Below are 11,901 nucleotides of genomic sequence, written 5' to 3' on the forward strand. Positions count from 1 at the left end.
ATCTTCTTCATCACCGTTACTCCCGCCAAAACAATCGTAACTCGACATATTCTCTTCGTTGCGCTATCTTCTACCGAGGCTACGTCCTGACTCTGTCCCACGTCTGGTTTATTTCTACGCACCTGTTCGTGCCGTGATCGATAGACTGGACAACTAGCGAATGTGTAACGTAGTAGCGAGGCGGGAGATACCGGAGGCGAAGCGCTCATCAGACCCGTTATCCTGTTTTAAACTAGTGACGCAGGAGTTCGTCGACGCACTGTTCGTTGATCCATTCGCCGTGATGAATACGATTGGGCTCGTCGCGTTCGCGCTCGTCGGCGCCAGCAAGGCGATCCGCGAGGAGTTCGATATGTTCGGAGTCACCGTGGTCGGCCTCGCCACGGCATTCGCTGGCGGGATGACCCGTGACCTCCTCGTCAACCGGATCCCGCTCGCACTCAGCTCACCCATCGAGATTGGTCTCGGCCTGCTCGGTGTTGGACTGGCGATCGGGGTGAGTGCTGTAGTCGAGTCCGTCGACACTCATCCAATGACATTGCTCTCAGATGCGATCGGGCTCGCTGCGTTCACCACGACCGGCGCCATCGTCGCAACGCAGGCCGACATCCCGGCGTTCGGCGTCATCGCGATCGCGACGATCAACGCCGTCGGTGGTGGTGCCGTTGCGGATATCCTGCTGGACCGCTCACCGTTCATCCTACTCGACGACTTCTACGCCAGTTGTGCGGTACTGGGTGGCAGCACCTACTGGGTTATCATCACTGCCGGAGGCTCGAACGGAACCGCTGCAGCACTGTGCGCAGTGGTGGTCGTTGGAACACGAATCGCGGCACTCATCTACGGATGGTCACTTCCGACTGCACAAGTACTGGGATTAACACGCGAGTAGCACTGTTCGAGATTCGTGAACCGCAGTATGACTCCAGCAGTGTCTCCTCCGGACAATCAATCGAATGCGATAGCTACCTCCAGAGGGAGGTCGATTCGTCGATAGGGTCCTCACAGATGAGCACCAGTATCGTCGCGTAATGATCTAACCAGCCGATAGCGGCATCTTAATGTATCATAGAGTTATTCTGCGTACTATAACATACACTAATAGACGAAGTTGTACACCACACTGCTCGCGTCTGTGAGGGTGCAGACCTCGATGCCGAGACGGCTCGGGAGGTGACACACCTCCTCTTCGAGGAAGCAACCGAGACTCAAATCGGTGCATTGCTCGCTGCCCTCCGTACGAAAGGTGAAACAGAAGCCGAGATTGCGGGATTTGCACGAGGGATGCGCGACGTCATGCGGACGATCGACCCCGACTGCTTCCCGCTAGTCGACACCTGTGGGACGGGCGGAGATGACTACGACACAATCAATATCTCGACGACGAGCGCAATCGTCGCAGCCGGCGCGGGTGTAGCGGTCGCGAAACACGGGAATTATTCGGTGTCTTCATCCTCCGGCAGCGCCGACGTCCTCCAATCCGCGGGGGTCGATATCGACGCCGAACCACGGGAAGTAGAGGCAAAGATCGAAGCAGACGGAATTGGATTTCTGCTCGCACCCACATTCAATCCGGCCATGAAGCGAGTGATCGGTCCCCGTCAGGAACTCGGTGTCCGCACGATTTTCAACATCCTCGGTCCGCTAACGAATCCCGCCGGCGCTGAGGCACAGGTGGTCGGTGTTTACGACCGGGAGCTTGTACCAATCGTGGCTGACGTGCTCGCTCGGTTGGCCGTCGACCGTGCGCTGGTCGTACACGGGGCAGGGCTGGACGAAATCGCTGTGCACGATGAAACGACCGTCGCCGAAGTATCGGGGAGCCGTATCGACCGATACCGGATCGAACCCGAAGATCTCGGTGTCGAAGCGCACGACATTGAGGCGATTGCTGGCGGGTCGCCAGAAGAAAATGCGAACGATCTCAAGCGTATCGTCACTGGCGCTGAGACGGGCGCGAAACAAGACGTGATCCTCGCGAACGCGGGAGCGACGATATACGTTGCCGGTCTCGCCGAGTCGCTGGAAGCAGGTGTCGCTCAAGCCCGCACAGCAATTGATTCAGGCGCCGCAGCCGCCAAGCTTGACGACTTGCGTGCCGATTAGCTACTGCGAACCAATCCAGATGTAGTCCCTGCCGAGTTGACATCCTCCAATGGAGGCGCCGTCACACCAGCGAACCTGCTGCAACAGGTTCGCGGCCCGACGCTCCGAGACGAGTCTCTTGATTGGGAATCACCATAGGTAAGCGCCCATATCTAGAAGAACTAGCCGTTGAAATCCCGTCGTCTGCCATTCGATAAGCGAGCGTAAAAGAGTCTTACGACCCCCTCTACAGTGTCTGGCAGCGCATCCTCAGTACCGAGTGGTTGTCTCCGGTGTAGGCCGTCTCTCGTCTCGACCGTGAATAGGTCACTTATCCGTTCATCTCTGACCTAGAGGGCACGTCAAGCGGTTGGAGCTGTCCTACAATCATCTCGCGGTCCTCTTCGAGCCATGGGGGGAGAAACAACGACTGTCCGAGCTCGTCAAGGTCGGCTTCGGCAGTGAGTCCTGGTTGCTCCGTCGCGAGTTCAAAGAGGATACCGCCAGGTTCGCGGACGTACAGCGAGTGGAAGAAGTGTCGGTCCTTCACTCGCGAGACGTCGTAGCCACGCTCCCGAAAGAGGTCGTGCCATTCGTAAAGCTGCTCTTTGTCCGGTACCCGCACTGCAACGTGATGGAGCGAGCCTGCGCCCTCTCGGCCAAAATCACTGTCGCAGTCAAGAAGATCGATAACAGTCGCCCGATCGCCTGGTGCCTGATACCGGACTCGGTCACCCTCCTGATCGAGTAACTCGAAACCAAGCGTATCGAGGACGCTCGCAGTGACGAAGACGTTCGTCGAAAGCAGTGTCACACTGTGAATACCACGAATCGTCTGTTGGGTCGGAACAGGCCCGCGGTCCCACGGTTCTGCCGATGACTCGCCAGTGACGAGTTCGAGCTGCGTACCGTCCGGGTCGGACAACTGGAGGACAGTCTCGTCAAACCGCTCGATCGGTCCCTCGACAGCAACGTCATGCGCGGCGAGTCGTTCCATCCAGTACTCGATGGAGTCCGGGGGAACGACGAGCGCAGCGGTAGTGATCTGTGGTTTCCCGATTCGGCCATCGTCTTCGGCAGGATACGGAAAGAACGTCAGTACCGTGCCGGAGGAGCCAGTTTCGTTGCCGTAGAAGAGGTGGCGGGTGAACTTTTCGTTGAAGTTCACAGTTTGCTTGACGAGACGAAGCCCCAGAACGCTCGTGTAGAAGTCAACGTTCTGCTGGGCATCGCGAACGATGCCCGTAATATGGTGGATTCCTGGTGTATCTGTGAGCATGGATTGGGGTTGTCGGTCGTTTGGAGTCACGTGCCCCGGTGATTTCGATTGTGGTCTGTTTGACCGACCACAAGATTGTTCTACTCGACGAGTTCCGCAACCATCGTCGAGACATAGTCGACCTCGTCTTGGTTGATGCCGTGACCCATCCCCTCGTAGAGGCGCTCGGTCACGTCCCCGTGTAACTGCTTGAAGATATCAGCCGATTCGTGGACCCGTTCCTCGGGAATGTGCGGATCGACGTCGCTGCAGCCGAGAAACACCGGCGTCTCTTCGAGGTCGCCGTCGTAGTCGTCGGGTTCGACAGTTTCGCCGATGAGCCCACCGCTTAATGCGGCGAGTCCCCCGTAGCGTGTCGGGTTACGCGCGACGAACTCACTGGCCAGACACGCGCCCTGGGAGAACCCGAGTATCATGACGCGATCCGTCGGAATTCCCGCCTCGTTGGCTTGCCCCACGACATCTCCCACGGCCTGTAAGCCTGAGGTTCGCCCGGGTTCGTTCAACTCAACTGGCGCAGTAAACGCGTTCGGATACCACGTGTTGCGAGCGGCCTGTGGCGCGAGATACGCGACCCCGTGCTGGTGGAACTCATCGGCCATCTGAACGATGCTCTGTGCGGTCGCACCGCGTCCGTGAACGAGAACGAGCGCGGCTTCAGCGGCATCGAACGGGGCCCCGGCCGTCACGAGGGGTTGGTCTTGGTGTGGCCCGGTCATCTTAGTCTGCTCCCGTCGGAATGGCTGGTTCAATCTCGGGGAGTCGTTCTTCGAGCATCGTCCTATCACTCTCCAACCACGGCGGCAGCTTTAGCTCCGTCCCCAGATCCGAGACGGATTCATCACGGGTGAAACCTGGTCCATCGGTCGCGATTTCGAACAGGATGCCACCCGGCTCTCGGAAGTAGATTGACTTGAAGTACTCTCGATCCTTCTGGGGCGTCACGTGGAGCCCGATGCCCGAGAGTGGCTCGCGCCACTCCTCTTGGGTCTGCGTATCGGGCGTCCTGAACGCGATGTGGTGAACGGTTCCGACGCCCTGTTGGCCTCGTGGCGCATCCGGCCGGTCGAGAACGTCGATAATTGAGGCACGGGGCCCGGCTGCCTCGTATCGCTTTCGCGCTCCATCCTGTGCCGTCGGTTCGTATCCTAACGTCTCGAGCACGGTACCCGTCTGCTCAGGATTGAGGGAATCCAGCGTCACGCTGTGGAACCCGCGGATAGCCTTGTTTGCAGGAATCGGCCCATCGGCCCACGGTTCGATATCACTCGTGCCGGTCACCAGTTCCAACGGTTGCCCGTCGTGATCGCGGAATGGGACAACCGTTTCGCTGAATCGGGTGTGGGGCGCATCGACGTCGATATCCTTTGATTCGAGCCGGTCAATCCAGTAGTCGACAGAACCCTCGGGAATAACGAACGCGGTCGCGCTCGTCTGGCCGTGGCCAACGCGGCCCTGCCGAGCACCCTCGAACGGAAAGAATGTCAGTACGGTACCGGGAGTACCGACTTCATCACCGTAGTAGAGGTGATACGTGTATTTATCGTCGAAGTTGACGGTTCGCTTGACGAGGCGCAGTCCGAGGACGTCGGTGTAGAAGTCCACGTTCTGCTGTGGAGCGCTCGAGATGGATGTCACGTGGTGGAGTCCGGATGTTTCGGTAGTCATGTCTTGGTTGAGTGATTGCGTTCGAAACTCTATTCTCGAAGGTCGAGCGTCTCTGGGGCGATTAGAGCCCGAGTCCGACGCCCAGCGCGTACGCCCAGGGTTCACTGCTCAGGACGAGGAAGACCAGCGACGCACCAAGGAGTTCGACGTTCTTGATGAAGTTGATCATCTCGGCCTGCTGTTGGTCTTCGGGCACGGCCCAGAAGTTGTGCATCAGCGGCGTCGTAACGAGGAGGAAGACCGCGATCGCCCCAGCGGCAATCGCGGGGAATACTCCGAGTACGATGCCAAGTCCGCCGAAGAGGAGCATCCCACCGGAGAGCAGGACGCTCGCCCGAGCTGCGGGGACGCCCTTCGATTGGGCGTACTCGCTCATCGCGTCGGCATTCTGGAAGTGGTTGAGGCCTTGAAACGCGAGTAGGCCACCGAAGAGCACCCGCGCAACAAGGAAGACGACTGCGCCGATGCCGGCATCGATCGCCATTATCGGCCCACCTCCGGCGTCTGAGGCTGATCATGGTTCGGTTCGAGTGGTAGTGTGATTTTAGCTGGTATCACGGTGTTAGTTAGTTTGTTCTAGAACCATTTTATATTTTATCTGACACCAGTGATACTAGGGGACATCGGTGTTAGACGGTAATGGTGGTGTTACTTCAGGTTTCATTATGCAACCTGATTCGGAAGAGAACCTATTTGGGGAAACAGTGCTTAGGGCACCTTGGGAAAAATCGATGGCTCAAGCAAACAGATCGTCCGAACCCGAGGACCGATATGACGAGGAAGCGTGCTCAGTAATCGATTCCCTGAATCAGATCGGCTCCCAATGGCGACTCATCGTTCTCCACGATCTCCAGGAGGGGGAGAAGCGCTTCAACGAACTCAAACGATCGACCGGAGCAAGTTCGCGAACGCTCTCTCGTGTCCTCGACGATCTGCAGGAAACCGAGTTCGTTACACGCCGACTCGAAGAAGACGCTCCTGTCGCCACGTACTACTCACTAACAGAGAAAGGAACGTCACTTTGCCCAGTCTTCGATGAAATTGAAGCCTGGTCTGAGAAGTGGCTGTAGATCCAAGGTCAGCAGCATTCATTCGGGAGTTCGAGAACGAGCACAAGCGTATCAAGGGTGATTTTCTGGCAAAGACATCCCCAACGGACTACCGGGTTCGGTCATATGCCGGTACGCACGGTGGGAATCATGAACACAGTATCATTGGACTTGTAGTTCGAGTTTGATTGGCGGATCGGTGTCTTCCGATGGCGTATCAAGCCTCGTTCCGTCGACCCCGGAAAGCCGATTTTATGTGGTGAGCGCGAGTAGTGAGAATGTATGTCAGACGTTATCGTCGTCGGCGGGGGACCAGCCGGCCTCAGCGCTGCATTGTTCGCCAGCAAGAACGGTCTCGAGACGACCGTGTTCGATACCGACAAGACGTGGCTCCATAAGGCCCATCTGTTCAACTACCTCGGCATTCGAAGTATGGATGGTGACGTGTTCCTCGAACGCGCCCGTGAGCAGGCAACGAAGGATCACGGTGTCGAGCTCCGCGACAGTGAGGAGGTTACAGACGTCGCGCAGGGTGATGGCGGCTTCACGGTCACTACGAGCGAGGACGAGTACGAGGCACCGTACGTGGTCCTCGCGACGGGCGCGAACCGCGATCTCGCCGAGAGTCTCGAGTGTGCATTCACCGGCGACGACGTCGTCGACGTGGACGTAACGATGGAGACGAGTGTCGAAAACGCCTATGCGACGGGGGCAATGGTGCGAGCAGAAGAGTGGCAAGCGGTTATCTCCGCCGGTGACGGTGCGGCTGCTGCGCTCAACATCCTCACGAAAGAGAAAGGGGAGCACTTCCACGACTTCGATACGCCTGCAGATGTCGACCAGATCTCGTAAGTGATTGTCATCAACGTTGCCCAGCCAAATCGTCGGGCTTCTCCTCGCTGAGTGTGGTCGGTCGGGGTAGACCTGTGTTTCGACTGTACAGCCACTCCGCCCAGGAAAGTCTGAACTGACTCAAGTTTCAGTCGTACATTGAGATCGCCTAATGGCTTGTCGTCTGGCGCGAGTTGATCGCCGAACTCACAGCCAGTCCTCGCCCCAGGCGTCGAGTGACTCGAACACGGGACAGAGGGCATCCCCCTTCTCAGTCAGCATGTAATAGCTCGCGACCGGTGATTCGAACTCCTTGCGGTTCTCGATGAATCCCTGCTCCTCCAAGTCATCGAGTACACGCGAGAGCGTATAGGAGCTCGCGCCCGTCGAGCGCTTGAGTTCGTTGAACCGCTTTTCACCGTCACGCAGGTCGTTGAGGACGATAAGCTTCCACTTCGCCCCCATTTCTTCGACAGCCCCGACGACGTTGCAGACGTCCGCATTCCGCCGTTCAACCTCGGTGTCGTCGTCGGTATCAGCCGATGGTGGTTGGGTCGCCATTACTTGGTCACACTATTGTTGCCTGAGCTATATATAGGTTTGGAATCAAACTAGGTAATGTAATGGAACTACAAAACTCGACGGTACTCGTGACCGGTGCGACTGGCAACATGGGCCCGTACGTGACGGATTCGCTCGTCGACAGCGGCGCCAACGTTATCGGAACCTACGTCACCGAAACGGCGAAAGATGAGGTCGACAACCGCGCCGAGCACGCCGGCGCAGTATCGTACTACCAGGTCGATCTGACCGATCAGGCGGCGGTCGAAGCCTTCGCTGAGACGATTGCCGAGGATCACGGGTCGGTTGACCACATCGTCGGCCTCGCTGGCGGGTTCTCAATGGGCGGCGTCAGCGATACCGATGGCGATGCGTTCCAAGCCGCGCTGAATTGCCACGTCACCACTGCTTTCCTGACCGTCAAGGCCTTCGCAGACCACCTCGACGAGCACAGCGGCGTCGTCCTGTTCAGCTCTGACCGCGCTATCGACCCCGTAGGCGGGACGCTCGCATACGATGTCGGCAAGGGCGCGGTCCGGACGTTGGCCGAATCGCTCGATGTCGAACTTGCTGCTCGCGTCAACGCAGTTGCGCCGTTCCTCATCGACGTGCCGGGGAACCGCGAGGCGATGCCCGACGCTGAGTTCTCTGAATGGACGTCCCCCGAAGCCATCGTCGACGAAGTGCTTCACCTGCTTTCGAACGACGGCGTAACGGGGCAGATCGTCCAGATGACCGGCGGCCAGACGGAGGGCGCGGTCTGATGGCCCTGGAGACTACAGCTGGCGGCCTCGCCTTTCTGGTGGGTCGACTCGTCTTCGGCGTTCTACTCGGATTCATGGGACTCAACCACTTCACGGGCCTCGACGGCATGAGCGGCTACGCCGCAGCCAAGGGTATCCCTGCCCCCCGGTTCGCCGTCATCGCATCTGGCCTCATGCTCATCCTGGGCGGGTTCGCCATCGCGCTCGGTGTCTACCCACTCGTCGGTGCGGCAGCGATCGCGCTGTTCTTCCTCGGCGTGACGCCAGTCATGCACGACTTCTGGACGGTCGATGACCCCGAACAGCGCCAGTCCGAGATGACGGACTTCCTGAAGAACGCCACGCTCTTCGGCGCAGCGCTCGTACTGGTTGCAGTTAGTGGAACCGCCTGGCCGTACGCGCTCAACATCGGTCTCTAAGATGTCCAGCATGACCACGCCATCGGATACAGACACGCTCCCGCAGGGGACACGCATCGGTCGAACTGCCCTCCGCGTCAACGACCTCGACGAGCTGACCGGGTTCTATCGGGACGTCGTTGGCCTCAGTGTGCTCGACGAATCCGAGACCCGGTCGGTTCTCGGTGTTGCTGACACCCCGCTGCTCGTCTTGGAGGGCGATGCAGACGCACCCTCACGGCATCGGTCAGACGCCGGACTCTACCACACTGCCTTCAGAGTCCCCTCACGGGCGGCGCTCGGTGACGCGTTGGCTCGGATACGGGACCACTGGCAGCTTGGCGGCGCATCCGACCACTGGGTCAGCGAAGCGCTATACCTCACGGACCCGGAAGGGAATGGAATCGAGATCTATCGCGACTTCCCACGCGACGACTGGCCTCGCAGCGACGACGGTCGCGTTCGGATCAGCACCGAACCGCTTGATCTCGATACTATCGAAGCCGCGGCCACAGGTACCGCCCAGGCTCCGCCCGGAACGGATATCGGACACATCCATCTCGAGGTCTCGTCGCTGGACGCATTCAGAGACGTCTACGTGGACACTCTCGGGTTCGAGGTGCAAACGACCGTGCCCGCCGCGTCATTCGTGTCCGCGGGAGGGTATCACCATCACATCGGGGCGAACACGTGGCATCATCGGACAAGCCCAGTGAGCGGGCGCGGGCTGTCGTGGTTCGAAGTAGTCGTCCCGGATCAGGCTACGCTCACCAATGTTCAATCACGACTGGAAAGCAGCGCGATTCCAGTGACCGGGACGGCTGGCGGTCTCATCGTTCACGACCCTGACGAGATCGAAGTCCGAATTCAGGTCGAATAATCCGCCCTGTAGTCCTGATAGAGACGACATTATTGTCGTAGTAGGAGGGTCTTCACTTTCGTGAACCGCATTAGAGGTAGCGTCGTAGCCGCAGTCCTTGGGACCCTATTCAATCCAACCACGTCGGGAGAGATGGCTGCCCGTCCTGCCAGCGAATCGATCTCAGTGCTGCAGGCAGTTGCTGGAGTCGGTCATCGAGGACGGCGAGTGGGTGCGCATCGAGAAACGCCGCCTCATGCCGATCGACGGGCGTGTCTTCGTAATTGAGCTGGATGTGACAGGGCCCGAGGTCCGGATGATCGGCGTCCTGGTGGAAGCCGAGCATGAGGTTCCGATCCGGTTCGACCAAGTTGATGCGGTAGTATTCGTGGTCGACGCCAGCTGGGTACCAGAAGCGAATCTCCAGTCGTGCGGTCGTCGCGTCGTAAGAGTCACCCAAGAACGGTGTCGGATCGACATCCGCGATGACGTATTGAGGTCGGCGCCGAGACGGGCGATAGCGCACGTCCTCACACCCAGCCTGCCTCGACAATCGGTCGTGAACGTCTCGAAGGAGGGTCCGCTGTGTATAGCGGTCGCGACCGGCGAGAAAGATCATGCTGTGTGAGGAGAGGATTAGCTTGTGGCGCGGTCAACCACGTCGGACATCTGTTCGCGAGCAGCTTCGACATCCGAATAGAGTTCTAGTGCGTGCTTGATGAGGCGGCGGTCCTCTTCGTTCTCGCGCCAGAACGCGATGACGTCGCGGCGTTCGCGAAGCTCGGCACTCGAGAGATCGCCGTCAGCAAGCGACTGTTCGAGGTCCTCCCACGTCTCGACGTCGTAGGTCGCCTGCCACTGCTCGATCTCCTCGGTGATCGCGGCCAATTCGTTCCGCAGCTCCTCGCGCGTATTCTCCTCGATGAGCGTACGGATCTCCTCGAAGAGCAGTCGGGTGTAGTCCGGCTGATAGCGCGTCGTCTCGCCGGCCTCGACGCGGCGAAGCTGCCCCTGCTCGACGAGAGCCTGGAGTTCCTCGTTGGTCGTGCTCCAAGCGGCGTCGGCCTGCTCGCTGATCCAATTGATCGACCGGGGTTCACGAAGCGTCTCGGCGACCGCCCGAATGCGTTCGCGGGCGCTCATCGACTCGGTCCACGACTGGACCCCATCTCGTGGAGACTCGGACATACTGGGCACCTCTATCAACAGTGTTCGAGCTTTGATCTCATATATGTTTGTGTCTTCGCGTATAATCAAGAAGTAGTCGCGAGCACGGTCACCCTGACGTTGAAATACCATCCCGGCAGAAGCTACGAGCCAATCGATGTACAACCGATATTCGGACTTTGCGGAACTGCAACCGACCGGTGAGGCGTCCCACATTCCAGACGAGAAGCTCAACGAGGGGTTAGACGGCGATCCCCGACGGCAACGCGTCGCGACGAGCACTGGTGGCTACCCCGATGCGCCGACGGCAGACGACGGCGAGTGCCGGTCCTGTGGGGCGTCAGTCCCAGACGGCCAGACGAAATGCCGGTTCTGTCTCACCAACCATCTCGGAAGTGTCGCCACTAGCACGAACGATTCAGCGTCGACGACGTTCCTCGGCATCGTCCACCTGGTCGTCGAGTCGACCACGTTCTACGGCGCCGTCGCGAAGGGCGGCGCCGCGGCGAACCGCCTCTCTGCCAACGAGGCGGAGCCGGCCGTTGACGACTACACGCTCCTCTACGATCTCGACGACACGCCCGCGCCCCAGCTGGCCGAGCAATGGCCCTCACTCCCCGCCGCGGTACAGGTGTCGGCAGAGGAGGGAGAGCAGCTTCTCAGAGCCGCCCATGACCAGACTGGGTGGCACGGGCAGGGAGCATCGGAACGTCAGGAGCAGGCCCCGACGCGGCTCTACGACCAGCGTGGGGATGGCATCCGCGACGCGTCACAGCTCACCGAGGTCCTCGACGACGCCGACGACGGGGTGTGGCTGGTTCCAGCGATGGCGCTGACCGAATCCACTGGCGAGCCTGCAGCTGATCGCCAGGTATCGTCGGTACCGACGACGCAGGAGCTCGACTGTCAAACCTGTGGACGGGCGACCGACCATCGGTTCAAGACCCACGAGTCGGTCCCGGATGAGGCGTGGACGGGCCAACCGATCTGGGAGTGCCGGGTGTGTGGCTCGGCTCGCTACGGGCCGAATCCATCGACGCGCTGCCAGCCTTAACCAACAAAATGGCTAAAGGATCCTTAGTGTTGGTTAATAGACGTACTCAGTCCTACAGCTACCCGCAACCGGAGATGTTTCTCTGCGCCGTGAATCGGCGAGGCGCTTCAAATGGACCCACGCAACACGCCCGGATATCGACTACATCGCTCACTCACCAACAATCTACGCCACAAGAGCGTCTGA

Annotated in this window: 16 protein-coding genes; 9 read left to right on the forward strand and 7 right to left on the reverse strand. The window is 59.4% G+C overall.

Annotated features, from left to right (window positions below; genetic code table 11):
* The first annotated feature begins 235 nt into the window (after nt 1–235).
* The gene (locus ACR3FF_RS17950) at nt 236–892 is read left to right on the forward strand and encodes a trimeric intracellular cation channel family protein (protein WP_458189478.1); all 657 of its coding nucleotides are present in this window, start codon (nt 236–238) and stop codon (nt 890–892) included.
* A gap of 209 nt (nt 893–1,101) precedes the next feature.
* Nucleotides 1,102–2,106 carry an anthranilate phosphoribosyltransferase gene (trpD, locus tag ACR3FF_RS17955; protein WP_458189510.1) on the forward strand — a complete coding sequence of 335 codons (1,005 nt, stop codon included), beginning with the start codon at nt 1,102–1,104 and terminating at the stop codon, nt 2,104–2,106.
* A gap of 310 nt (nt 2,107–2,416) precedes the next feature.
* On the opposite strand, the gene ACR3FF_RS17960 is transcribed toward trpD, so the two are convergent.
* The 4 genes from ACR3FF_RS17960 to ACR3FF_RS17975 form a co-directional block, all read right to left on the reverse strand.
* On the reverse strand, nt 2,417–3,364 hold the full coding sequence (locus tag ACR3FF_RS17960; RefSeq protein WP_458189479.1) for a ring-cleaving dioxygenase: 948 nt from the start codon (nt 3,362–3,364) through the stop codon (nt 2,417–2,419).
* Nucleotides 3,365–3,444: 80 nt separating this feature from the next.
* Nucleotides 3,445–4,083, reverse strand: coding sequence for an alpha/beta hydrolase (locus ACR3FF_RS17965; RefSeq protein WP_458189480.1), 639 nt, complete (start codon nt 4,081–4,083; stop codon nt 3,445–3,447).
* A 1-nt stretch (nt 4,084) separates the two neighbouring features.
* Nucleotides 4,085–5,032 (reverse strand): ring-cleaving dioxygenase, encoded by a 948-nt coding sequence (locus ACR3FF_RS17970; RefSeq protein WP_458189481.1) that lies wholly within the window; start codon nt 5,030–5,032, stop codon nt 4,085–4,087.
* Nucleotides 5,033–5,093: 61 nt separating this feature from the next.
* Nucleotides 5,094–5,516 (reverse strand): DoxX family protein, encoded by a 423-nt coding sequence (locus tag ACR3FF_RS17975; RefSeq protein WP_458189482.1) that lies wholly within the window; start codon nt 5,514–5,516, stop codon nt 5,094–5,096.
* 247 nt (nt 5,517–5,763) lie between these two features.
* Between ACR3FF_RS17975 and ACR3FF_RS17980 the strand changes: the two genes are divergently transcribed.
* Nucleotides 5,764–6,102, forward strand: coding sequence for a winged helix-turn-helix transcriptional regulator (locus ACR3FF_RS17980; protein WP_458189511.1), 339 nt, complete (start codon nt 5,764–5,766; stop codon nt 6,100–6,102).
* 261 nt (nt 6,103–6,363) lie between these two features.
* Nucleotides 6,364–6,933 (forward strand): NAD(P)/FAD-dependent oxidoreductase, encoded by a 570-nt coding sequence (locus ACR3FF_RS17985; protein ID WP_458189483.1) that lies wholly within the window; start codon nt 6,364–6,366, stop codon nt 6,931–6,933.
* 186 nt (nt 6,934–7,119) lie between these two features.
* Here ACR3FF_RS17985 and ACR3FF_RS17990 read toward each other — a convergent pair whose 3' ends face one another.
* Nucleotides 7,120–7,473, reverse strand: a complete 354-nt coding sequence (locus ACR3FF_RS17990; protein ID WP_458189484.1) for a winged helix-turn-helix transcriptional regulator — start codon at nt 7,471–7,473, stop codon at nt 7,120–7,122.
* A 62-nt stretch (nt 7,474–7,535) separates the two neighbouring features.
* Here ACR3FF_RS17990 and ACR3FF_RS17995 point away from each other — a divergent pair, with 62 nt between their 5' ends.
* The 3 genes from ACR3FF_RS17995 to ACR3FF_RS18005 are packed head-to-tail and all read left to right on the forward strand — an operon-like array spanning nt 7,536 to nt 9,515.
* A complete protein-coding gene (locus tag ACR3FF_RS17995) occupies nt 7,536–8,237 on the forward strand; it encodes an SDR family NAD(P)-dependent oxidoreductase (RefSeq protein WP_458189485.1) in 702 nt (233 codons plus the stop codon).
* On the forward strand, nt 8,237–8,656 hold the full coding sequence (locus tag ACR3FF_RS18000; protein ID WP_458189486.1) for a DoxX family protein: 420 nt from the start codon (nt 8,237–8,239) through the stop codon (nt 8,654–8,656). Before ACR3FF_RS17995 ends, ACR3FF_RS18000 begins: the two co-directional genes overlap by 1 nt.
* Before the next feature lie 10 nt (nt 8,657–8,666).
* Nucleotides 8,667–9,515 carry a VOC family protein gene (locus tag ACR3FF_RS18005; protein ID WP_458189487.1) on the forward strand — a complete coding sequence of 283 codons (849 nt, stop codon included), beginning with the start codon at nt 8,667–8,669 and terminating at the stop codon, nt 9,513–9,515.
* A gap of 109 nt (nt 9,516–9,624) precedes the next feature.
* Here the strand turns inward: ACR3FF_RS18005 and ACR3FF_RS18010 are convergent, their stop codons facing one another.
* Nucleotides 9,625–10,113, reverse strand: a complete 489-nt coding sequence (locus ACR3FF_RS18010; RefSeq protein ID WP_458189488.1) for a hypothetical protein — start codon at nt 10,111–10,113, stop codon at nt 9,625–9,627.
* 17 nt (nt 10,114–10,130) lie between these two features.
* Entirely contained in the window at nt 10,131–10,682 is a 552-nt protein-coding gene (locus ACR3FF_RS18015) for a DUF7342 family protein (protein WP_458189489.1), read from the reverse strand.
* A 136-nt stretch (nt 10,683–10,818) separates the two neighbouring features.
* On the opposite strand from ACR3FF_RS18015, the gene ACR3FF_RS18020 reads away from it, so the two are divergent.
* Complete coding sequence (locus tag ACR3FF_RS18020) at nt 10,819–11,715, forward strand: biosurfactant protein 1 (RefSeq protein ID WP_458189490.1); 897 nt, start codon at nt 10,819–10,821, stop codon at nt 11,713–11,715.
* A 111-nt stretch (nt 11,716–11,826) separates the two neighbouring features.
* Nucleotides 11,827–11,901: a DUF8012 family protein gene (locus tag ACR3FF_RS27445; protein ID WP_472850157.1), complete on the forward strand. Its 75-nt coding sequence runs from the start codon at nt 11,827–11,829 to the stop codon at nt 11,899–11,901.

It is taken from the genome of Haladaptatus ordinarius (assembly GCF_054177595.1).